At 73.8% G+C, this 21,176-nt stretch carries 19 protein-coding genes and 1 riboswitch; of the genes, 9 read left to right on the top strand and 10 right to left on the bottom strand.

Annotation, left to right across the window (positions count from 1 at the left end; all coding sequences use genetic code 11):
- Positions 1 to 48: 48 nt before the first annotated feature.
- Complete coding sequence (locus tag O2V61_RS12715; protein ID WP_269183672.1) at positions 49 to 1,365, top strand: sulfate adenylyltransferase subunit 1; 1,317 nt, start codon at positions 49 to 51, stop codon at positions 1,363 to 1,365.
- On the top strand, positions 1,362 to 2,588 hold the full coding sequence (locus tag O2V61_RS12710) for an MFS transporter (protein WP_269183671.1): 1,227 nt from the start codon (positions 1,362 to 1,364) through the stop codon (positions 2,586 to 2,588). Before O2V61_RS12715 ends, O2V61_RS12710 begins: the two co-directional genes overlap by 4 nt.
- A 10-nt stretch (positions 2,589 to 2,598) precedes the next feature.
- Here O2V61_RS12710 and O2V61_RS12705 read toward each other — a convergent pair whose 3' ends face one another.
- Together O2V61_RS12705 and O2V61_RS12700 are read right to left on the bottom strand one after the other, a co-directional pair.
- Complete coding sequence (locus O2V61_RS12705) at positions 2,599 to 2,781, bottom strand: hypothetical protein (RefSeq protein WP_269183670.1); 183 nt, start codon at positions 2,779 to 2,781, stop codon at positions 2,599 to 2,601.
- Between the two features lie 75 nt (positions 2,782 to 2,856).
- On the bottom strand, positions 2,857 to 3,261 hold the full coding sequence (locus O2V61_RS12700; protein ID WP_269183669.1) for an ATP-binding protein: 405 nt from the start codon (positions 3,259 to 3,261) through the stop codon (positions 2,857 to 2,859).
- A 174-nt stretch (positions 3,262 to 3,435) separates the two neighbouring features.
- Here O2V61_RS12700 and O2V61_RS12695 point away from each other — a divergent pair, with 174 nt between their 5' ends.
- A complete protein-coding gene (locus tag O2V61_RS12695; protein WP_269183668.1) occupies positions 3,436 to 3,798 on the top strand; it encodes a hypothetical protein in 363 nt (120 codons plus the stop codon).
- Positions 3,799 to 3,855: 57 nt separating this feature from the next.
- Here O2V61_RS12695 and hrpA read toward each other — a convergent pair whose 3' ends face one another.
- Positions 3,856 to 7,845 carry an ATP-dependent RNA helicase HrpA gene (gene hrpA / locus O2V61_RS12690; protein WP_269183667.1) on the bottom strand — a complete coding sequence of 1,330 codons (3,990 nt, stop codon included), beginning with the start codon at positions 7,843 to 7,845 and terminating at the stop codon, positions 3,856 to 3,858.
- A gap of 188 nt (positions 7,846 to 8,033) precedes the next feature.
- Here hrpA and O2V61_RS12685 point away from each other — a divergent pair, with 188 nt between their 5' ends.
- Both O2V61_RS12685 and O2V61_RS12680 read left to right on the top strand, forming a co-directional pair.
- Positions 8,034 to 8,552: a MarR family winged helix-turn-helix transcriptional regulator gene (locus O2V61_RS12685; RefSeq protein WP_269183666.1), complete on the top strand. Its 519-nt coding sequence runs from the start codon at positions 8,034 to 8,036 to the stop codon at positions 8,550 to 8,552.
- Positions 8,549 to 10,435 carry an MDR family MFS transporter gene (locus tag O2V61_RS12680; protein ID WP_269183665.1) on the top strand — a complete coding sequence of 629 codons (1,887 nt, stop codon included), beginning with the start codon at positions 8,549 to 8,551 and terminating at the stop codon, positions 10,433 to 10,435. The genes O2V61_RS12685 and O2V61_RS12680 overlap by 4 nt, the downstream gene beginning before the upstream one ends.
- A gap of 84 nt (positions 10,436 to 10,519) precedes the next feature.
- Here O2V61_RS12680 and O2V61_RS12675 read toward each other — a convergent pair whose 3' ends face one another.
- The 3 genes from O2V61_RS12675 to O2V61_RS12665 all read right to left on the bottom strand — a co-directional run bounded on the left by O2V61_RS12675 (position 10,520) and on the right by O2V61_RS12665 (position 12,583).
- Complete coding sequence (locus tag O2V61_RS12675; RefSeq protein WP_269183664.1) at positions 10,520 to 10,834, bottom strand: DMT family transporter; 315 nt, start codon at positions 10,832 to 10,834, stop codon at positions 10,520 to 10,522.
- A gap of 10 nt (positions 10,835 to 10,844) precedes the next feature.
- A riboswitch (guanidine-III (ykkC-III) riboswitch) is annotated at positions 10,845 to 10,909 on the bottom strand.
- A 31-nt stretch (positions 10,910 to 10,940) separates the two neighbouring features.
- Entirely contained in the window at positions 10,941 to 12,116 is a 1,176-nt protein-coding gene (locus O2V61_RS12670) for a zinc-dependent alcohol dehydrogenase (protein ID WP_269183663.1), read from the bottom strand.
- Positions 12,113 to 12,583, bottom strand: a complete 471-nt coding sequence (locus O2V61_RS12665) for a hypothetical protein (protein WP_269183662.1) — start codon at positions 12,581 to 12,583, stop codon at positions 12,113 to 12,115. Before O2V61_RS12665 ends, O2V61_RS12670 begins: the two co-directional genes overlap by 4 nt.
- Before the next feature lie 173 nt (positions 12,584 to 12,756).
- On the opposite strand from O2V61_RS12665, the gene O2V61_RS12660 reads away from it, so the two are divergent.
- Positions 12,757 to 14,553, top strand: coding sequence for an acyl-CoA dehydrogenase (locus O2V61_RS12660; RefSeq protein ID WP_269183661.1), 1,797 nt, complete (start codon positions 12,757 to 12,759; stop codon positions 14,551 to 14,553).
- Between the two features lie 554 nt (positions 14,554 to 15,107).
- Entirely contained in the window at positions 15,108 to 16,160 is a 1,053-nt protein-coding gene (locus tag O2V61_RS12655; RefSeq protein ID WP_269183660.1) for a YihY/virulence factor BrkB family protein, read from the top strand.
- A gap of 58 nt (positions 16,161 to 16,218) precedes the next feature.
- Here O2V61_RS12655 and O2V61_RS12650 read toward each other — a convergent pair whose 3' ends face one another.
- Positions 16,219 to 16,980, bottom strand: a complete 762-nt coding sequence (locus O2V61_RS12650) for an enoyl-CoA hydratase/isomerase family protein (protein WP_269183659.1) — start codon at positions 16,978 to 16,980, stop codon at positions 16,219 to 16,221.
- Positions 16,981 to 17,057: 77 nt separating this feature from the next.
- Positions 17,058 to 17,768, bottom strand: coding sequence for a hemerythrin domain-containing protein (locus O2V61_RS12645; RefSeq protein ID WP_269183658.1), 711 nt, complete (start codon positions 17,766 to 17,768; stop codon positions 17,058 to 17,060).
- A 124-nt stretch (positions 17,769 to 17,892) separates the two neighbouring features.
- Here O2V61_RS12645 and O2V61_RS12640 point away from each other — a divergent pair, with 124 nt between their 5' ends.
- On the top strand, positions 17,893 to 18,111 hold the full coding sequence (locus tag O2V61_RS12640) for a hypothetical protein (RefSeq protein ID WP_269183657.1): 219 nt from the start codon (positions 17,893 to 17,895) through the stop codon (positions 18,109 to 18,111).
- Between the two features lie 55 nt (positions 18,112 to 18,166).
- The gene (locus O2V61_RS12635; protein WP_269183656.1) at positions 18,167 to 19,846 is read left to right on the top strand and encodes a bifunctional 3'-5' exonuclease/DNA polymerase; all 1,680 of its coding nucleotides are present in this window, start codon (positions 18,167 to 18,169) and stop codon (positions 19,844 to 19,846) included.
- A gap of 13 nt (positions 19,847 to 19,859) precedes the next feature.
- Here the strand turns inward: O2V61_RS12635 and O2V61_RS12630 are convergent, their stop codons facing one another.
- Together O2V61_RS12630 and O2V61_RS12625 are read right to left on the bottom strand one after the other, a co-directional pair.
- Positions 19,860 to 20,735 carry a hypothetical protein gene (locus tag O2V61_RS12630; protein ID WP_269183655.1) on the bottom strand — a complete coding sequence of 292 codons (876 nt, stop codon included), beginning with the start codon at positions 20,733 to 20,735 and terminating at the stop codon, positions 19,860 to 19,862.
- On the bottom strand, positions 20,735 to 20,959 hold the full coding sequence (locus O2V61_RS12625) for a hypothetical protein (protein WP_269183654.1): 225 nt from the start codon (positions 20,957 to 20,959) through the stop codon (positions 20,735 to 20,737). The genes O2V61_RS12630 and O2V61_RS12625 overlap by 1 nt, the downstream gene beginning before the upstream one ends.
- Positions 20,960 to 21,176: the final 217 nt, after the last annotated feature.

Here is a 21,176-nt window from a genome sequence, read left to right as displayed (position 1 = left end):
CGGCACCCGCCAGCGAGACCTCCGACGAGACAGGGGAGAGGCCGCCCGATGACCTCCACCGACGCACCCATCGACGTCCACTCCGCCGTTGCCGAGGCAGCCGCGGAGATCGCGCACGCCCGCAAGGACATCCTGCGGATCGCCACCGCCGGCTCGGTCGACGACGGCAAGAGCACGTTGATCGGCCGCCTGCTGTACGACAGCAAGGCCGTGTTCGAGGACCAGTACGCCGCGATCGCGCGGGCCAGCCGGGGCGACTACGTCGACCTGGCGCTGCTCACCGACGGCCTGCGCGCCGAGCGCGAGCAGGGCATCACGATCGACGTCGCCTACCGCTACTTCAGCACCCCGCGGCGCACGTTCATCCTCGCCGACACGCCGGGGCACGTGCAGTACACCCGGAACATGGTCACCGGCGCCTCGACCGCGGACCTGGCGATCGTGCTGGTCGACGCCCGCAAGGGCATGGTCGAGCAGAGCCGCCGGCACGCCTTCCTCGCCTCCCTGCTGCGGGTGCCGCACCTGGTGGTCGCGGTGAACAAGATGGACCTGGTCGACTGGTCGGAGGAGGTCTTCGAGGGCATCCGCGACGAGTTCACCGCGTTCGCCACCAAGCTGGAGGTCCCCGACCTCACCGTCATCCCGATCTCGGCCCTGCAGGGCGACAACGTGGTGACCCGGTCGGTGAACACCCCCTGGTACGAGGGCACCTCGTTGCTGCACCACCTCGAGCACGTGCACGTGGCCAGCGACCGGAACCTGGTCGACACCCGGTTCCCGGTCCAGTACGTGGTCCGGCCGCAGTCCGACGCCTTCCACGACTACCGCGGCTACGCCGGCCGGGTCGGTGCCGGCGTGCTGCGCCCCGGCGACGAGGTCCAGGTGCTGCCCAGCGGGCTGACCACCACGATCACCGCGATCGACGGGCCCGACGGACCGGTGGAGGCGGCGTTCCCCCCGATGTCGGTGACCGTGCGGCTGGCCGACGACCTGGACGTCTCCCGCGGCGACATGATCTGCCGCCCGCACAACGCCCCGCAGGTCACCCAGGACCTGGACGCGCTGGTCTGCTGGATGGCCGACACCCCGCTGACCCCGCGGATGCGGCTGGCCGTCAAGCACACCACCCGCACGGTGCGCGCGATGGTCAAGGACCTGCAGTACCGGCTGGACGTCAACACCCTGCACCGGGAGGCCGACGCGACCGAGCTGGGTCTCAACGACATCGGCCGGGTGCGGCTGCGCACCACCCAGCCGCTGTTCATCGACGACTACCACCGCAACCGGGTCACCGGCCGGTTCATCCTGATCGACGAGGCGACCAACGCCACCGTCGGCGCCGGGATGCTGACCCCCGCCGGGTGAACCAGTCCGCCCCGCGGGCCGTTCGCTCGCGGGGCGCGGCGCTGCTGCTGGTCACCGCGATCGTCGTCGTCGCGCTGAGCCAGCGGCCGGCCATCGTGGCGGTGGCCCCGTTGCTGGGCCAGCTGCGGGCCGACACGGGCCTGAGCAGTGCGCTGGCCGGTCTGCTGACCGCGCTGCCGGTGCTCTGCTTCGGCGCGTTCGCCCCGCTCGCCCCACGGCTGGCCCGCCGGATCGGGCTGGAGACGGCGGTGGCCGCCTCGCTCGCGCTGCTGGCCGTCGGCATCGCCCTGCGGCTGCTGTCCCCGGTCGCGCTCCTCTACGCCGGCAGCCTGGTGGCCGGCGCGGCGATCGCCATCGCGAACGTGCTGATGCCGGCCTACGTCAAACGGGAGTTCACCCGCCCGGGCGCCGTGATGGGCGCCTACACCGCCTCGCTCAACATCGGGGCGGCTGCCGCCGCGGGGCTCACCGTGCCGCTGGGCGTGGCGCTGGGCGTGGAGTGGCGGGTGGCGCTCGCCTCCTGGCTGGTGCTGGCCGTCGTCGGGCTGGTGCTCTGGCTGCCGGTGGCCGGGGTGCGCGGCACCCCGCCGCGGACGACGGAGACCGGTGCCGGGGCGTGGTCGCTGCTGCGGCAGCCGCTGGCCCGGCAGGTGACCGCCTACCTCGGCCTGCAGAGCGTGCAGTTCTACTCCTTCGCCGCCTGGCTGCCCACCCTGCTCGCCGACGCCGGTGTCCCGGTCCGGGAGGGCGGGCTGCTGCTGGCCGCCTCGAACGTGACCGGTGCGGTCGGGGCGCTGCTCGTGCCGGCCGCGGCCGGACGGATGGCCGACCAACGCCCCCTGGTGGCCGGCGTGCTGACCGCGTACGCCGTCGGGCTGGGCGGGCTGCTGCTCGCCCCGGCCAGCGGCACGCTGGTCTGGGTGGCCGTCTTCGGCGTGGCCCAGGGCGGCGGGTTCGCCCTGGCGCTGACCCTCATCGTGCTGCGCAGCCCGACCCCGCTGGTGGCCGCCCGGCTGGGGGGCGTCGCCCAGTGCCTGGGCTACCTGGTGGCCTCCACCGGCCCGGTGGTGCTGGGCGCCCTGCACGACCTCACGAGCGGGTGGACCTGGCCTCTGCTGCTGCTCATCGCGCTGCTGGCGCCGATGCTCCGGGCGGGCTGGGGTGCCGCGCGCGACGCCGTCCTGGACGCTGGCGAGGCGAGGACGGCGTCGCAGACGGGGTAGACCTACCGGGTCAGGCCGACGGGTCGGTCGCCGCGTCCGACTGCGGGGCGTCCGCGGCCTCGCCGTTCCAGTCCTTGCCGGCCGTGTCGGCGTTCTCGGAGGCGCTGTCGGTCTGCCCGGCGACGGTCTCCACCATCTCCTCGTCGGACAGACCCTGCCCGGCGGGCTCGGTGTGGCTGGTGGGCTCACTCATGCGACGACTCCTTCGTCTGACGATCGCGGTCCCCTCGACCGTCCCCGTGACGCGGGGACGGCAAACCAGCGGCGGTCAGAGCTCGGCGGGCTCCCCCACCCCGGCGGGGGCGAGCTCGAACCACACGCGCTTGCCGTCCCGGTGCTCCTCGGCCCCCCAGCGGTCCGACAGAGCGGCGACCAGCCGCATCCCCCGCCCCCGCTCCTCGGTGAGCGACAGCGCCCGGACCACCGGCATCACCGCCGAGCCGTCCACGACCCCGATCCGCAGCCAGGCACCGGCCAGGCCGAGCTCGAGGGTCAGCACGCCCCCGCCGGCGTGGTCGACGACGTTGGCCACCAGCTCGGCCACCAGCAGCTCGGCGTCCTCCCGGTCCTGCGGGGCGTGCCAGGTGTGCAGCACGTCGCGGACCAGCCGACGGGCCAGCGGGACGCTGCTCGCCCGGGACGGCAGGTCGATGCTCGCGGTGAAGGAGGACATGTCGTCTCTTCTCGGCAGGATGTCCAGTTGCGGGCAACTGGCAGGCGCACCACCATCCCATCGGGAGTCGGCAAGCGCAACGGCCGTTGCGTGCAACACCCGTTCAGTCCGGTAGTGTCCAATTGATCACCCGGCTCGACGGACCCGGGTCCACGGACCCGGAGGGGCGACCGCGTGACCGAGACCGGCGAACCGCCCGAGGACGACGCCGCCCGCGCCCTGCGCACCCTGCTGAGCGAACTGGACTCCTGCACCGTCCAGCTCGAGCAGGCGAAGGCCCGGGCCGAGGCGCTGCTCGCCGCACGTGCATCCGGCCTGCCGTGGCTCGACGTCGTCGGCTCGGAGGCGCGCCCGCTCATCGTCGAGCGGATCAGCACCGTGCTGGGCGTGCTGTCCACCGCCGGGCACGCCTGGCGGCGCGAGCAGGCGGCCGCCCTCCAGGCCGAGGACGTGAGCATCAACCGGATCGCCGCGCTCTTCGGCGTGACCAGGCAGCGGATCTCCGCCCTGCTCCGGGAGACGACCGACCCGACCTGAGCCCCACGGCTCCCCTGGGCCGTTCGGCCCCTGCCGGGGGGGCAGGGGGGCACTGCTTCAGGCGCTGATCGCGTCGATCGCCTTGTAGACCCGCTGTTCGGAGATCGGCCGCGGGGTGCCGACGGTCTGCGCGAACAGCCCCACCCGGAGCTCCTCGATCATCCAGCGCACCCGGGTGACCGGGTCGTCCGGCGCCCCGGTCGGCGGCGCGGCGGCACGCAGCTGCGCGTACTCGGCCGTCACCGCGGCGACCTGCGCGGTCCACAGCTGGTCGCGGGCGGCGTTGGCCGGCAGCTTCTCCAGCCGGTGGGCCATCGCGGTCAGGTACCGCACCAGGTCCGGCAACCGGCGCCGCCCGGCGGCGGCGACGAACCCGCGGTGCAGCAGACCGCCCATCTGAGCGCGCAGGTCGGCGATCGCCGCCTCCGGCACCCGGCGTCCGGGTGCGGCACCGATGGCGATGGCGACCTCGCGGGCCTGGGTCAGCACCGCCTCCACCCGGCGGACGGCGTCGGAGGTCAGCGGCAGCAGCTGCTCCCGCGCCGAGGCGACCAGCGCGGTGAACGCGGCCTCGGTGCGCGGCGGCCCACCGGCCGCGGCGATGAGCTCGTCGGCGGCGGCGTCCACGCAGTCGGCCACCAGGTCGGGGATCTCGCCGTCCGGGTTGAACTGCAGCGCCAGCCGGCTGCGCGGGCCCAGCCCCTTGACCACCTGCTTGACCGGTGCCCCGGCGACCAGCACCAGCAGCCGCCGCGCCCCGCGCCAGCCCAGCCGGATCGCCTCGGCCTGGGTCGCCACCACCCGGACGCCGACCGTCGCGCCCTCGTCGACCAGCGCCGGGTACGCGGTGACCACGTGCCCGCCGCGCTGCACCTCCACGGTCGCCGGCAGGTCGCCGAAGGTCCAGCTGGTCTGGCCGGTGCGCTCGTAGGTGGAGGCCGCCCGCGCAAGGCTGGCCCGCGCGTGCGGTGCCACCTCGGCCCGCAGCGCGGTCAGGTCCTTGCCCTGGGCCAGCGGACGCTGCTGGTCGTCGAGCACCCGGAAGGTCGCCCGCAGGTGGGCGGGCACCTCGGCCGGCTGCCAGGCGTCGGGCGGGACGACCACCGAGGTCGCCCGGCGCAGCTCGCGCTCCAGCGCCGGCAGCAGCGGCTCGGTGGGGTCGATGTGCGGCAGCACCTCGCGCACCCGGTCGGGGATCGGCACCAGGCCACGGCGCAGCTGCTTGGGCAGCGACCGCAGCAGCTCGGTGACCAGCTCGGCCCGCTGCCCGGGCACGGTGAACGCCAGCGACTCCCCCGACGTCGCGGCGAGGGTCTCCAGCACACCCAGCGGGACGTCGACGGTGACGCCGTCCTCGACCGCGCCCGGGGCGAAGGCGTAGGACAACGGCAGGGTCAGCCCCTGCGTCAGCCGCACCTCGTCCGGGTAGTCCTCGGCCTGCACCTGGCCGGCCGCCGCGGCGTTGGTGAGCATCTCCGGGGTGAAGGTGAGCAGGTCCGGCCGGGTCCGCCGGGCCTCCTTCCACCAGCGGTCGAAGTGCCGGGTGGAGACGACGTCGGCCGGGACGCGGGCGTCGTAGAGCTCGAACACCGTCTCGTCGTCCACCCGGATGTCGCGCCGGCGGGCCCGCTCCTCGAGCTCGGCGACCCGCTCGACGGCGGCCTGGTTCTCCGCCCAGAACCGGTGGTGCGTCGTCCACTCGCCCTGCACCAGGGCGTGCCGGATGAACAGCTCGCGGGAGACCACCGGGTCGATCGAGCCGTACTGCACCCGCCGGCCCACCACCAGCGGCAGGCCGTAGAGGGTGACCCGCTCGGTCGCGACGACCGAACCGCGCTTGGCGTCCCAGCGCGGCTCGCTGTACTGCCGGTGCACCAGGTGATCGGCCAGCCGCTCGACCACCTCGGGGTCGATCCGGGCGACGGTGCGGGCGAACAGCCGGCTGGTCTCGACCAGCTCAGCGGCGACCACCCAGCGTGGCGGCTTCTTGGCCAGCGGGGTGCCCGGGGCGATCACGAACCGGGTGTTCCGGGTGCCCAGGTACTCCCGGCCGGGCCGGCCGGGCTTGCCGCTGCGGTCCTTGACCGGCTCGGCCTGCATCCCGACCTGGGAGAGCAGCCCGGCGAGCAGTGACGCGGTGACGCCCCGCTCGTCGGGGGCGGGGGCCAGCGAGCCGGTGGTCATGCCCAGCCGGCGGGCCGTGCTGCGCAGCTGGCCGTGCAGGTCCTGCCACTCACGGATCCGCAGGTAGTGCAGGAACTCCTTCTTGACGGTGCGCCGGAACTGGTTGCCCGACAGCTCCTCGGCCCGCTCCGACAGGTACTGCCAGAGGTTGAGCAGCGCGAGGAAGTCGGAGGTCTCGTCGGCGAAGCGCTTGTGCAGCTCGTCGGCGGCCTGCTGGTGCTCCGCCGGGCGCTCCCGCACGTCCTGCACGGTGAGGCCGGCGGCGATGACCAGCACCTCCTCCAGCACCCCGCGCCGGTCGGCCTCCACGACCATCCGGGCGATCCGCGGGTCCAGCGGCAGCGCGGCCAACGCACGGCCGGTCTCGGTGAGCTTCCCCTCGCCGTCCAGGGCGGCGAGCTCGGTCAGCAGGGCCAGCCCGTCGGCGACCGCCCGGCTGTCCGGCGGGTCGATGAACGGGAAGTCGGCGACGTCGCCGAGGTCGAGCGAGGCCATCTGCAGCAGCACCGAGGCGAGGTTGGTGCGCAGGATCTCCGGGTCGGTGTACTCCGGCCGGGCGTCGTAGTCGTCCTCCGTGTACAGCCGGATCGCGATGCCCTCGCTGGTGCGCCCGCACCGGCCCGACCGCTGCCGGGCCGAGGCCTGGCTGACCGGCTCGATCGGCAGCCGCTGCACCTTCGTGCGATGGCTGTACCGGGAGATCCGCGCGGTGCCGGGGTCGACGACGTACTTGATGCCGGGGACCGTCAGTGACGTCTCGGCGACGTTGGTGGCCAGCACGATGCGGCGGCCGGTGTGCGCCTGGAAGACCTTGTGCTGGTCGGCGGCCGACAGCCGGGAGTAGAGCGGCAGGACGTCGATGGGCGTGCCGTTGCGCTCCGTCGTCCCGGCCAGCGCCTCGGCGGTGTCCCGGATCTCCCGCTCACCGGCCAGGAACACCAGCACGTCACCCGGCCCCTCGGCGACCAGCTCGGCGCAGGCGTCGACGATCGCCGACACCTGGTCGCGGTCGGGGTCGGCGTCGGCGTCGTCGGGGTCGATGACCGGGCGGTAGCGGACCTCGACCGGGTAGGTGCGCCCGCTGACCTCCACGACCGGCACCTCTGTGCCGCCCCCGTCGTCACCACCAAGATGGCCATTCTGGTGGCCGGAGAAGTGCTTGGCGATCCGGTCGACGTCGATGGTCGCCGAGGTGATGACCAGCTTCAGGTCCGGGCGGCGGGGCAGCAGCCGGGCGAGGTAGCCCAGCAGGAAGTCGATGTTGAGGCTCCGCTCGTGGGCCTCGTCGATGATGATCGTGTCGTACTGGCGCAGCATCCGGTCGCGCTGCACCTCGGCCAGCAGGACGCCGTCGGTCATCAGCTTGACCAGCGTGCGGTCGCCGACCTCGTCGGTGAACCGCACCTTCCAGCCGACGACGTCGCCCAGCGGGGAGCCGATCTCCTCGGCGATCCGCTCGGCCACCGTGCGGGCGGCCAGCCGGCGCGGCTGGGTGTGCCCGATCCGGCCGCGCACCCCGCGGCCCAGCTCGAGCAGGATCTTCGGCAGCTGGGTGGTCTTGCCCGAGCCCGTCTCGCCGGCCACCACGACCACCTGGGAGTCGCGCAGCGCGGCGGCGATGTCCTCGCGGCGCTGGCTGACCGGCAGCTCCTCCGGGTAGCTGACCACCGGGACGGCGGCGCGGCGGCGGGCGATCCGCTCCTCGGCGGCGGCGACGTCCGCGGCGACCTGCTCGTGCTGGCGGGCTCGGGCCGCCGGGTCCTTGGTGCGCCGGGTGCCGTCGAGCCGTCGGCGGAGCCGGTGCTCGTCGGCGAGGGTGAGTGCGGACAGCCGGGACCGGAGGTCGTCGTGCGGGGTGGTCACGGGGTGCTCGCAGTTCCTTGAAGAGGGGGACGACTCCCCAGGGTCTCACCTCCGCGGCCGCGACCGCAGGCAGCGGATCCAGTGCAGAGCACAACTGGTTGCGTGTATCGCGCAACGGCTTGTATCGTGCAACTGTTCCTCCGGCGCACCGTCGCGCTGCTCAGCCCACCGCGTCCCCCGGAGCGCTCGTGACCGACCTCGCCCCACATCCAGACCAACAGGCGGTCCTGGGTGACGAGCTCGCCCGCCTGATGCGGGTGATGCACGCGCTCAAGTCGCTGGCCACCGACGAGTCCGGCCCCGACGCCCGGGAGCGGGCGGCGCACGTGCTGCTGTTCCCGCTGACCCGGCTGGGCCCGCTCCGTCAGGGCGCGCTCGCCGAGGTGGTGCACGCCGACCCCTCGACGGTCAGCCGGCACGTCACGCTCCTCGTCGACCAGGGGCTCGTCCGCCGGGTGGCCGACGAGCGGGACGGCCGGGCCAGCCGGCTCATCGTCACCCCGGCCGGCGAGGCCGCCATGGAGCGGCTGCGCGAGGAGCGCAACGCCCACCTGGCCACGGCCACCGCCGGGTGGACCCCGGCCGAGCTGGACTCCTTCACCGCGGCGCTGCAGCGGTTCGTGCAGGACCTCACCGACCACCTCCCGACCCTGGGCGCCCCCGCTGGCAGCGCCGGGGACGACAGCGAGGAGGAGAAGGACCGATGACCCAGACCAGCGACCGCACGACGGGAGCCGAACGCCGCACCGCCCGGGCCGCCGCGGCGGCGCCCGACGAGTCCGGGGCGTTCACCCACCGCCAGATCATGACGATCCTGGGCGGCCTCCTGCTCGGCATGTTCCTCGCCGCGCTGGACCAGACCGTGGTGTCCACGGCGATCCGCACGATCGCCGACGACCTGAACGGCTACGACCTGCAGGCGTGGGCGACCACGGCCTTCCTGATCACCTCGACGATCACCACGCCGCTCTACGGCAAGCTGAGCGACATGTACGGCCGCCGGCCGTTCTACCTGTTCGCGATCGCCGTCTTCGTCCTCGGCTCGATGCTGTGCGGCCTGGCCGACACGATGTACCAGCTGGCCGTCTACCGGGCGATCCAGGGCATCGGCGCCGGTGGCCTGATGTCGCTGGCGCTGGCGATCATCGCCGACATCGTGCCGCCGCGGGAGCGCTCGAAGTACCAGGGGTACTTCATGGCCGTCTTCGGCACCTCCAGCGTGCTCGGCCCGGTCATCGGCGGGTTCCTCGCCGGCCAGTCCACGATCCTGGGCATCACCGGCTGGCGGTGGATCTTCTACGTCAACGTGCCGCTGGGCATCCTGGCGTTCGCCGTCGTCTTCAAGGTCCTGCACCTGCCGCACACCAAGCGCGAGCACCGGATCGACGTCCCCGGCGCGCTGGCGCTGATCACCTTCCTGGTGCCGCTGCTGATCGTCGCCGAGCAGGGCCGCACGTGGGGCTGGGCCAGCACCGGGGCACTGGTCTGCTACGCCCTGTCCGCGCTCGGCTTCGTGCTCTTCGTGCTCGCCGAGCGGGCCTACGGGGACGACGCCCTGCTGCCGCTGCGGATGTTCGCCAACCGCACCTTCGCGGTGACCAGCCTCAGCAGCATCGTGCTGGGCGCGGGCATGTTCGGCGGCATCCTGCTGCTGCCCCAGTACCTGCAGATCGTGCAGGGTTCCAGCCCGACCGAGGCCGGGCTGCAGATGATCCCGCTGGTCATGGGGATCATGGCCGGGTCGATCATCGCCGGTCAGGTCATCGCCCGGACCGGGAAGTACAAGGCGTTCCCGCTGGTCGGCGTGGTCTTCATCGTCACCGCACTGGTGTCCCTGTCCTTCATCGTCGGAGCGGACACCCCGGTGCCGCTGATGTTCCCCTTCATGACGCTGATGGGGCTGGGCCTGGGCTTCAACTTCCAGCCGGTCATCCTGGCGGTGCAGAACGCGGTGAGCCCGCGGGAGATCGGCGTCGCCACCTCCTCGGTGACGTTCTTCCGCCAGATGGGCGGCACCCTGGGGACGGCGGTCTTCCTCTCGGTGCTGTTCACCCGGCTGCCCAGCGACATCGGCCGCGCGGTCTCCGACGCCGCCGCGGCGGACCCGGAACTGGCGCCACAGCTGCAGGCGGCGGCGGGCAACGCCGCCGACCTGTCGGACACCTCCTTCATCCAGGAGCTGCCCAGCGCCGTGGCGCTGCCGTTCAAGACCGGTTTCGCCGACTCGATCGACATGGTGTTCCTGATCGCCGCCGGCGTGGTCGCGCTGGGCTTCTTCGTGCTGCTCCTGCTGCCCCAGCTGGCGCTGCGGACGCAGTCCGGGATCCAGGCCCAGCAGGCCGGCGCCCGGGAGGTCACCGACGACCCGAACACGGCGGCGGCGCACGCGGCCGGCGCCGCGGCACCGACGTCGGTGGAGCCACCGGTCGACGACGCCGACCGCACCGACCGTCGGCTGGACGACGACCCGGCCGGTGCACCCGGGGTCGGAGCTCCGGCCGGCCGCCACGAGGCGGCCGGGGACCAGCCGACCGGGCTGGACAGCGTCCCCGCCGACCACCTGCCCGGCGGGGCCCGCGGACGGCGCTGACCGCTCGCATCGCACGCTCTCCGGGCGCTCTGCACGTGCTGCGGCGCGTGCAGAGCGCCCGGGACGCGTGCAGAGCGGGTGCGGTCAGTGGATGAGCTTCAGCCCGACGACGCAGCCGACGATCCCGGCCAGCAGCAGCACCCGGACGACGGAGAACTGCTCGTCCCCCGACCACATCGCCCAGCCGGCGGTCAGCGTCGCGCCGATGCCCACCCAGACCGCGTAGGCCGTGCCGATGGGCAGGCCGCGCATCGCGTAGGCCAGCCCGGCCATGCTCCCGGCGAGGCCGACCGCGAAGACGGCCGTCGGGCCCAGGCGGGTGAAGCCCTCCGACCGGCCGAGCGCGGTGGCCCAGACGGCCTCGAGCACGCCGGAGAGGACGAGGACGAGCCAGTACACCGGGCCTCCTGGTACACCGTCTTGTCGCTGTCCGGGTACGGCGTGCTCGTCCGGGAGCCCGGTGCCGGGCCCGTCCCCAGCCTCGCACGGCCGGGGACGGGCCGGGTCAGCTGCCGGGGGTGAAGACGGCCCGCACGCAGCCGTCCTCCTTGTCCTTGAACATCTGGTAGCCGCGGGGCGCCTCGCTCAACGGCATCACGTGGGTGGCCAGGTGCTCGGTGGTCAGCTCCCCCCGCTCCATGCGCTCGAGCAGTTCGGGGATGTAGCGCTGGGCGTGCACCTGCGCCCCGCGCAGGGTGAGGCCCTTGTTCATCACCGCGCCCAGCGGGAACTTGTCCACCATGGCGGCGAAGACCCCGAGGGTGAACAGGCTGCCGCCCTTGCGGCAGGCCATCACCGCCTCGCGCAGGGCGGTGGGCCGGTCGGTCTGCAGCCGCAGCTGCTGCTTGACCTGGTCGTAGACCCCCGCGGCGCCGGAGCTGTGCGCCTCCATGCCGACCGCCTCGATGCAGACGTCGGGCCCGCGGCCACCGGTCCGCTCGCGCAGCTCGGCGAGGACGTCGGTGCTCGAGTAGTCGATGGCCTCGGCACCCACGTGCTCGCGCACCTGCTGCAGCCGCTCGGGGACGCGGTCGACGACGAAGACCTGCTCGGCACCCAGCAGCATCGCTGCCCGCGCCGCCATCTGGCCCACCCCGCCGGCGCCCCAGACGGCCACCACGTCGCCGGGCTTCGTGCCGGCGAGGTCGGCGCCCATCCAGCCGGTCGAGGCCGCGTCGGAGGCGAACAGCGCCCGGGTGTCGTCGATGCCCTCGGGGACGACGAACGTGCCGACGTCGCCGTAGGGCACCCGGATGTACTCCGCGTGGCTGCCGGCGTAGCCGCCCATGGCGTGGGAGTACCCGAGGCAGCCGCCGGGGCTCTGCCCCCACAGCCCCTCGGTGATGCCGGGGTTCGCGTTGCCGTTGTCGCAGAGGGAGTACTCCTCCTGTTTGCAGTACCAGCAGTTCCCGCAGGCGGCGAACGGTGCGCCGACGACACGGTCGCCGACCTTGCGGTGCCGCACGGCGGGCCCGGCCTCGACGATCTCGCCGATGAACTCGTGGCCCAGCACGTCGCCGGCGCGCATGAACGGGATGTAGCCGCCCAGCAGGTGCAGGTCCGACCCGCAGGTCACCGACTGCGTGACCTTCAGGATCACGTCGTGGTCGTTGAGCAGCGTCGGCTCGGGCACCTCCTCGACGGAGACCTCGTTGACGCCGGTCCAGGTCGCGGCCTTCACAGCACACCTTCCTTCGCTGCTCGTTCGTCCATCCCGTCCAAGGCCTTGCCCTGCGGGGTCTGCGCGCGGTGGCCGTGCGGCTGCGGCTCGTTCCGGAGCACCTCGCCGGTCTCTGTCCGCTGCTTGGTCTCGCGAAGCGCCGACCGCAGCTCGCCGAGGTCGTCCTCGCCGACGGGTTCGCGGAAACGGGCGGCCAGCTCGGCCCCGCGGCCTCCCGGGGCCGGGGTCACCCGGATCTCCACCCGATCGCCGAACCTGGTCAGGGGGGCCGGGGTCGCCGAGCGCAGCTGATCGGGATCGGTCAGCACGGTAACCGCTCGCCAGCGCCGGGCGGCGGTCTGCGGGTCGTCGGTGGCCGAGGCCTGACCGACCCCGGGGAGCCGGACGTGCTGGAGCTGCTTCAGCGCGCCGCTGCCGGCCTCGGAGGCCAGCCCGGCCGCCCGGGCCAGGATGTCTGAAAGGGGCATGGCGCGCGGGTACCCGGCTCCGCGGGGCGGCCAACCCCGGACAGTGCGACACGCTGCACGCCGACCGCCCGACGCTGGTCACCGAGCACCGCCGGTGACCACCGCCGGGCGCTTAACCTGGCAGGGGGTCGGTCCTCCGCCCCGCCGACACCGCCGTCGTCCTAGGAGCTCCCGTGCGCTCGTCGCTCGTCCTGTCCCCCCGCGACCTCGAGTTCCTGCTGCACGAGTGGCTGCAGGTCGAGACGCTGACGAAGCGGGAGCGGTACGCCGAGCACTCGCGGGAGACGTTCGACGCCGTCCTGGAACTGGCCGAGCAGATCGCCACCGAGCAGTTCGCCCCACACAACCGCAAGGCCGACGAGAACGAACCCCACGTCGTCGACGGCACGGTGGTGCTGATCCCGGAGGTGGCGGCCGCGCTGCGGGTCTTCGCCGAGGCGGGGATGAACGCCGCCGCGCTGCCCGAGGAGCTCGGCGGGCTGCAGCTGCCGGCGGTGGTGAACCAGGCGGTGCACGTGTGGTTCCAGGCCGCCAACATCGGCACCTCGGCCTATCCCTTCTTGACGATGGCCAACGCGAACCTGCTGGTCGCGCACGCGACCCCGGAGCAGGTGCAGACCTACGTGCCGCCGATGGCCGAGGGCCGCTGGTTCGGCACGATGGCGCTGTCGGAGCCGCAGGCCGGGTCGTCGCTGGCCGACATCACCACCCGCGCCGTCCCGCAGGACGACGGCAGCTACCGGCTGACCGGCAACAAGATGTGGATCTCGGCCGGTGACCACGAGCTGACCGAGAACATCGTCCACCTGGTGCTGGCCAAGGTGCCCGGGGGCCCGGCGGGCGTGAAGGGCATCTCGCTGTTCATCGTGCCGAAGTTCCTGGTCGAGGAGGACGGGTCGCTCGGCGAGCGGAACGACGTCGTGCTGGCCGGCCTGAACCACAAGATGGGCTACCGCGGGACGACGAACACCCTGCTGAACTTCGGCGAGGGCGTGCACACCCCCGGCGGGCGACCCGGCGCCGTCGGCTTCCTGGTCGGCGAGCAGCACCGGGGCCTGACCTACATGTTCCACATGATGAACGAGGCGCGGATCGGCGTCGGGATGGGCGCCACCGGGCTGGGCTACACCGGCTGGCTGCACGCCGTCGACTACGCCCGCGACCGCACCCAGGGCCGGCCGCTGTCGGGCAAGGACCCGGCAGCCCCGCCGGTGCCGATCATCGAGCACCCCGACGTCCGGCGGATGCTGCTGGCCGGCAAGTCCTACGTCGAGGGCGGGCTGGCGCTGGGGCTCTACTGCGCCCGGCTGGTCGACGAGGAGCGGACGGCGGAGACCGAGGAGGAACGCGCCCGGGCGCACCTGCTGCTGGAGATGCTGACCCCGATCGCCAAGAGCTGGCCCTCGCAGTGGTGTCTGGCCGCGAACGACCTGGCGATCCAGGTGCACGGGGGCTACGGCTACACCCGCGACTACCCGGTCGAGCAGTTCTACCGGGACAACCGGCTCAACCCCATCCACGAGGGCACCCACGGCGTCCAGGCGCTGGACCTGCTCGGTCGCAAGGTCGTCATGTCCGGCGGGGCCGGCCTGGCGCTGCTCGGTGAGACGATCGCGGCGACCACCGCGCGGGCGGCCGGTACCCAGTGGGCCGACCTGGGCGAGCAGCTCGACGGTCTGGTGCAGCAGCTCGGGGCGGTCACCGCGACGCTGTGGGGGCAGGGCGACCCGCAGGTGGCGCTGGCCAACGCCAGCGTCTACCTCGAGGCGGCCGGCCACGTCGTCGTCGGCTGGCTGTGGTTGGAGCAGGCCCTGGCGACCGAGGGCCGGGAGGGCGACTTCTACGCCGGCAAGCGCCAGGCGGCGCGGTACTTCCAGCGCTGGGAGCTGCCGAAGGTCGGCCCGCAGCTGGCCCTGCTGGCCTCGCTGGACACCACGGTGCTGGACATGCGCGGCGACTGGTTCAGCTGAGCGGCCGCCCGCGCGTGGCGACAGCCACCTGCGGGCACGACGACGGCGGCCCTCCGGGAGGAGGACCGCCGTGGTGCGGCAGTTCGGGCAGGCCGGCCGGCCTCCCCGGGTGCGTCAGGAGACGGCGTTCGCAGGGCGCGGGGAGCGGGACTCCGTCGTCGCGGCCCGCCCGAGCGGCCTGGAGGACGCGCGCTTCTCTGCCTCGTACCGTGCGGTGGACTGCGTGCCCATCGCGATCACCAGGGCCGTCAGGGCCAAGAACCCGATCAGGCTCAACGCTGGCCACAACACCATCTGTCACTCCACATCTCTCTCGGGGCCCGCCGGCGACCTCCCGGCGACTCAGGTCCGATGCTCCTCTGCCCGCCCCGGCGGGCTGCGAACCCTCCGGAACCTGTTTGCCTGGTCACGATCCGGTGACGGTGCGGCGCGTGGTCACGGCGCAGGCCAGCGGGAACCCACCGGATCCGGAATTCCACGCCACCAGGCGTGCGACGGCTGTTGCCGGGGCACCCACGGTCCGACCCAGCCCGCGTCGATCACCGGAGGCCCCGATGGCCGGAGCAAGTGCACGAACCCCCCACGAGGGCCGCAACACGACCGACGACCGCGACCCGACCGACGACCGCGACGGCGGGGACATCGCCCCGGGCGACGACAACATCACGCACGAGCGGGCCGACTTCGCGCCCACCGGCGTGGACACCAGCACGAGCACCGGCGGGACGCTCAAGCGAGCCGCCAAGGAGTTCAGCGAGGACGGGCTCACCGACTGGGCGGCCACGCTCACCTACTACGGCGTGCTCGCGCTCTTCCCCGCGCTCACCGCGCTGGCGTCCATCATCGGCCTGCTCACCGACCCGGAAGAGCTCACCACCGCGCTCACCGAGGTCGTGCCCGAGCAGGCGGCCAACACGCTCAACCCGGTGATCGAGCAGGTCGCCGGCAGTCCGAGCGCGGCCGGCTTCGGCCTGGTGCTGGGTCTGTTCGGCGCCATCTGGTCGGCCTCGGGCTACGTCGGCGCCTTCACCCGCGCGGCCAACGTGGTCTACGAGACCCGCGAGGGCCGCAAGATCTGGAAGCTCAAGCCCCTCCAGCTGCTGATCACGCTGATCGGCATCCTCTTCGCCGCCCTGATCCTGGCGATGCTGGTGCTCAGCGGCCCGGTGGTCGACGCCGTCGGCCAGGCGCTCGGCCTGGGCAGCACCGTGCTCACCGTCTGGACCTGGGTGAAGTGGCCGGTCATCCTGGTGGTGCTCGCACTGATGATCGCCGTCCTGTACTACGCCACCCCCAACGCCAAGCTGCGCGGCTTCAAGTGGGTCAGCCCCGGTGCTGGCATGGCCATCCTGGTGGCGGTCGTCGCCTCCGCGCTGTTCGCCTTCTACGTGGCGAACTTCAGCAGCTACAACGCCACCTACGGGGCGCTGGCCGGCGTGGTGATCTTCCTGATCTGGTTCTGGCTGATCAACCTCGCCCTGCTGTTCGGCATCGAGCTCGACTCCGAGATGGAGCGGACGAAGGAGCTCAAGGACGGCGTGCCGCGTGCGGACAAGGAGATCCAGCTCGACGCCCGGGACGACCCCAAGCGTCAGCAGACCACCTGATCCACCGGCACGACGCGACGGCCCCCGGTCCTGCTGGACCGGGGGCCGTCGTGTGTCCTCAGTCGGTCGGCCGGCGCATCGACCACATCTGGGCGGGGCGCTCGAACTGGGTGGCGATCTCCCAGCTGACCCCGGGCGGCCCGGTCTCCTTGCGGAAGTTGCCGATCGCCAGCCGGGCCAGCGCGGGGTCCTTGGCCACCCGGGCGGCCAGCTCCCGGGCGCGGCCCTCGACGGCGTCGTCGTCGTGGGTCTCCCAGGCCAGGCCCAACCGGACGGCGGCCTCGCCGTCGACCTCCTCGCCGAACAGCGCCATCGCCGCGGCGGCCTCCCGCCCGATCAGCCGGGAGAGCAGCACGAAGTGCCCACCGCCGGGGTGGATCCCGCGCTTGAGGAAGCCGCAGATCAGCCGGGCGTCGCGGGCGACGATCCGCAGGTCGGCGGCGAGCAGCATGTTCATCCCGGCGCCGACCGCCGAGCCCCGGACGGCGGCGATCGTCGGCACCCGGACCTGGCCGAGCCGGTAGAACGAGTCGTAGATGGCGCCCATCCCGGCGTACGCCTCGGGCGCCGCCGGGTCGCGGCCGGCGTCGGTCAGGGTCTGCACGTCGCCACCGGCGCAGAACGACTTCCCGACCGCCTGCACGACCAGCGCGCCCACGTCTTCGCGGGCGTCGACCTCGTCGAAGGTGGCGATCAGCTCGGCGGCCATCGCGGGGGTGAGCGCGTTGCGCCGCTGCGGGGCGTTGAGCGTCACGACAGCGACGCCTTCGGAGACCTCGAGCTGGACCTCGCCTGAGCTCTGGCCTGGACTGCCGGACATGCGACTCCCTCGCGTCGTCGGCCGGCGACGGTGCCGACCGTGTCCCTGCGATCAGACCACGCGGCCGGCACCGGCACTCAGCGGCTGGTGGACTGGCCGCCGTCACCGCGGCGGGCCAGCGGCACCCGCTCCACCCAGCCGGCGACCGTCGCCAGTCCCCGGCTGACCGCCTGGCCGGCCGGGGCGATCCGGTCCGGAGCGTGCTGCACCCCCGCGTCGACCAGGTCGCGGGTGCGGTCGAGCACCGACAGCGGGAGCCCGGAGAGGGCGTTCCCCGGCGGGCGGCGGGAGACGGTCGGGTGCGGGCGGGTCGGCGAGACCCGCCGGGCGACTTGCCACTGCCGACCCAGCCGGCGCAGCGCATCGTCGTCCAGCTCGTCCTGCAGGCGGGGAAACATCACGTCCTCCTCGTCCCGGACGTCCTCGCGCAGCACCTCCACCAGGCGGGCCAGCGCCTCCGCCCGGCGCGGGTCGTCGTGCCCGAGCGCCTCCAGCTCGCTGACCAGCTCGTTGACCTCCTGGTGCTCCTCCTCGACCTGGCGGGTCAGCGCGTCGCCGTCGGGCAGCACCCGCCGGATCACCGGCCAGAGCACCGTCTCCTCGGCGAAGGCGTGGCTGAAGACCAGCCGGTCGACCCGGCGCAGCACCCGCTCCTGGTCGGTGCCGGTGGTGCCGTCGAGCTCGTGCAGCAGCCGGTCCAGCTCCGCGTGGTCCGCGCGCTGACGGGCGAGGACGCTGCCGGGCCCGCCGAGCTCCTCGACGGTCTGGTCGGCGATCGATCGGGACATCGGTGGCTCCTGGCGTGCGGCAGCGCGACGTCCGGGGCTGAGACGGACCCGGATCCTGCCCCAGGCCGACCGGTCCCATGCGCAGGCCGGGCCCACCGGCCGCCGGTGGGGGACAGTGGGTCCCATGGCGAACGTGATCGGGCGGGCCCGGCGGACGGCGCAGGACCCGGTGGGCGAGAAGCTGGCCGGCCCGCTGCACGCGGTCGACGCGGCCGTCGGACGCCCGGCGCTGCAGTCGCACGAGGACGTGCCGGCGCTGTGCGGGACCTACGTGCAGGTGGTGCCGGTGGAGGACGTGCCGGACGACACCGGGCTCTGCCCGGCCTGCCAGTACGGCGACTGACCAGTCCATCCGGGCCGGGGCCCGTCCCGTCGTACCCGTCCAGGACACTGCCGCGGTGACCACGGGCAGGCCGACGCCGGAGGACGGCATCCCTGACCGGGTGCTCCTGGTCCGCGCGGCGCCCGGTCGGGTCGAGGCGCGGGAGCTCTCCGGTGGCGTCACCGGCCCGCCGGTGCGGCTGCCGGAGGAAGAGCTGCCCGGGTTCGTGCGGCAGCGCGAGCGCACCCGGTGGGTCTGGGACGACACCACCCGCTGGTACCCGGCGCTGCTGGCGGCCGGGGTGCGGGTCGAGCGCTGCAGCGACCTCCGGCTGAGCCGTGCACTGCTGCGCCACTCCCCCTTCGTCGACCAGACGTCCCTCGCCGGTGACGACGCCGCGGCCTGGGACGCGCTCGCCCCCGTCGCCGCCGAGGAGCACACCCTCTTCGCGCTTGGCGACCTGGCCGACCGGCTGGACCCGGTGGCCGAGCACGGCCGGCAGCAGGCGGCCCTGGCCGCGGCGCGCGAACGTGGGCGGCTGGCCCTGCTGCTGGCCGCGGAGTCCTCCGGTGCCCTGGTGGCCGCAGAGCTGACGCACGCCGGGCTCCCCTGGCGCGCCGACGTCCACGACCGGCTGTTGACCGAGCTGATGGGCCCACGCCCGCCGCGGGGGCAACGGCCGGCGCAGCTGGAACGGCTGGTCCCGGAGATTCGCGCCGCCCTGGGTGCGCCGCAGCTGAACCCGGACTCCCCCGGCGAGCTGCTGCGGGCGCTGCAGAACGCCGGGCTGCCGGTGAGCGACACCCGGTCCTGGACGCTGGAGCAGCTGGACCACCCCGGCGTCCCGCCGCTGCTGGAGTACAGGAAGCTCGCGAGGCTGCTCGCGGCGAACGGCTGGGCCTGGCTGGACAGCTGGGTGCGCGACGGCCGGTTCCGCCCCACGTACCTGCCCGGCGGGGTGGTGACCGGCCGGTGGGCGTCGTCCGGCGGCGGGGCGCTGTCGGTGCCGACCCAGATCCGCCCGGCGGCCGTCGCCGACCCGGGGTGGCGGTTCGTCGTCGCCGACGTCGCCCAGCTGGAGCCCCGGGTGCTCGCCGGGATGAGCGGCGACACCGCCATGGCCGAGGCCGCGCGGGCGGCGGACCTCTACCAGGCGATGGTCGACAGTGGCGCCGTGCCGAGTCGCGGCGACGCCAAGCTCGGGATGCTCGGCGCGATGTACGGCGGCACCCGGGGCGAGAGCGGGCGGATGCTCCCCCGGCTGGCGCGCCGCTACCCGCGGGCAATCGGGCTGGTCGAGGAGGCCGCCCGGGCCGGCGAGCGGGGGGAGGTGGTGCACACCCTGCTCGGCCGGGGGGCCCCGCTGCCGACCGGCGCGTGGGCCGAGCGCTCGCTCGAACCCGCGGACGACGGAGTGCCACCCGAGGACCACGCCCGCGACCGCCGCGCCTGGGGTCGGTTCACCCGCAACTTCGTCGTCCAGGGCACCGGTGCCGAGTGGGCGCTGTGCTGGCTGGCCGACCTGCGCAACCGGCTCTGGCGACTCGGCGGCGCCGGCGAGCTCACCGACCGCCCGCACCTGGTGTTCTTCCTGCACGACGAGGTCGTGGTGCACACCCCCGCCGCCCTCGTCGCAGAGGTGACCGAGGCGGTGCACCAGGCCGCGGCGCAGGCCGGCCGGCTGCTGTTCGGCGGCTTCCCGGTCGACTTCCCGCTCGACGTCTCCGTCGTCGACTCCTGGGCCGACGCGCACTGAGCCGACGGCCGGTTCAGTGCGGGTCGACCGCCACCAGCGAGCAGCCGGTGCTACCGAACGGCTGGACGTCGAAGCCCAGCTGCAGCAGACACTCGGCGATCGCGGCGTTCATCGTGCGCTGCACCGCCTCGTGCGCGTCGGCGCCGCGCATCTGGTGGCGGCTCATCCGGTCGTGCTGGTGCCAGCTGACCAGCACACCCGGGTGCCCGGGCTCGGGCGTGAGGCAGACGCCGCCGGCCGGCCCCTCCCCCGCGCAGTCGTGCAGCTGGAGCCCCGCCTCGACCAGTGCCGCGGCCACCTCGACCCCCAGCGAGACGAGGTCGTCCTCCTCCGCCAGCGGCCCGTCCCACTCCTCGGGCAGCCGGTCGAGCTGGTCACCGAGGTCGCTGAGCCACTCCCGCTCGGCCGGCAGCTGCCGGCGGACCAGCCGGCCGTCGGAGCGGAGCACGCCGTAGACGGCGCGGCCGGCACCCGCCGGTGCCGCGGACATCGCCAGCCAGTCCGCCTCGATCGGGTCGGCGAAGGGGCCCGCCAGCACCTGCTCCCGTGCGCCGTCCCCCGACTCCTCGACCAGCCACCAGGCCGGCGGGGTGCCCTGCGCGCCGCCCTGCCGACCCGCCGGGTGCGCCGCCATGCCCGGCGTGGGCACCGGCGCCACGACGTTGGCCGGCTCAGCGACCCGCGGCTGGGCCACCGCACCGCCCGAGACCGCTGCCGCCCCCACCGCCACGGGGGCCGCGACCGGGGCCGTCGCCTCGGCCGTGGCCTGCTGGCCCTGCACCTGGTTGCGCTCGAACTCGTACCGCGCGGTCGAGCTCTGCGCGAGGGCCACGACCAGCGCAGCCAGCACCACGAAACCGACCACCGCGACCACCGGCCAGAGCAGCATCACTGCCACCCGGCGGAGACGGCGCCCCAGCTGGCGGCCCGACGCGAGGAGCCCTGGGCCCACCGCAGGAGCGAGGTGCCGGACGACCGCAGCGAGGCCCGCACCGACGTCGGCTCGTCCTCGCCGGGCTCGAACAGCTGGAGCAGGGCGGCCAGGTCCAGCTCCTCCTCCGCGGGGATCGCGGTGGACGACGGGCGGGGTGCGAGGTCGAGCGCGGTGTTCACAGATGGCTCCTCGGGGCAGTCCGTCGCGGCTGGGGAAGTGCCGCGGACATGCCAAAAGCTAGGGCTCCCGCCGCGCCGGACGACGCGCTTTCACACCGTCATCACAGTCCCGTCACCGAATCGTTGTGCAACCCATCCGAACGGTCGATGACCGGCCTCTCAGCAGCCGCCTTGTCGACATCCGTGCGGCGCTGAGCTGGCCTTTTCCCAGATCACG

This window comes from Modestobacter sp. VKM Ac-2985, from assembly GCF_026967925.1.
In the GTDB taxonomy this organism is placed as follows: Bacteria; Actinomycetota; Actinomycetes; order Mycobacteriales; family Geodermatophilaceae; genus Modestobacter.
This window is presented reverse-complemented; position numbering and strand designations above follow the sequence as displayed.

Bases quoted from the DNA above. Each gene is read 5' to 3' on its own strand.
- O2V61_RS12715 (WP_269183672.1), top strand. From the start codon at position 49: ATGACCTCCACCGACGCACCCATCGACGTCCACTCCGCCGTTGCCGAG.
- O2V61_RS12705 (WP_269183670.1), bottom strand. From the start codon at position 2,781: ATGAGTGAGCCCACCAGCCACACCGAGCCCGCCGGGCAGGGTCTGTCC.
- O2V61_RS12700 (WP_269183669.1), bottom strand. From the start codon at position 3,261: ATGTCCTCCTTCACCGCGAGCATCGACCTGCCGTCCCGGGCGAGCAGC.
- O2V61_RS12680 (WP_269183665.1), top strand. From the start codon at position 8,549: ATGACCCAGACCAGCGACCGCACGACGGGAGCCGAACGCCGCACCGCC.
- O2V61_RS12665 (WP_269183662.1), bottom strand. From the start codon at position 12,583: ATGCCCCTTTCAGACATCCTGGCCCGGGCGGCCGGGCTGGCCTCCGAG.
- O2V61_RS12655 (WP_269183660.1), top strand. From the start codon at position 15,108: ATGGCCGGAGCAAGTGCACGAACCCCCCACGAGGGCCGCAACACGACC.
- O2V61_RS12650 (WP_269183659.1), bottom strand. From the start codon at position 16,980: ATGTCCGGCAGTCCAGGCCAGAGCTCAGGCGAGGTCCAGCTCGAGGTC.
- O2V61_RS12645 (WP_269183658.1), bottom strand. From the start codon at position 17,768: ATGTCCCGATCGATCGCCGACCAGACCGTCGAGGAGCTCGGCGGGCCC.
- O2V61_RS12640 (WP_269183657.1), top strand. From the start codon at position 17,893: ATGGCGAACGTGATCGGGCGGGCCCGGCGGACGGCGCAGGACCCGGTG.
- O2V61_RS12630 (WP_269183655.1), bottom strand. From the start codon at position 20,735: ATGCTGCTCTGGCCGGTGGTCGCGGTGGTCGGTTTCGTGGTGCTGGCT.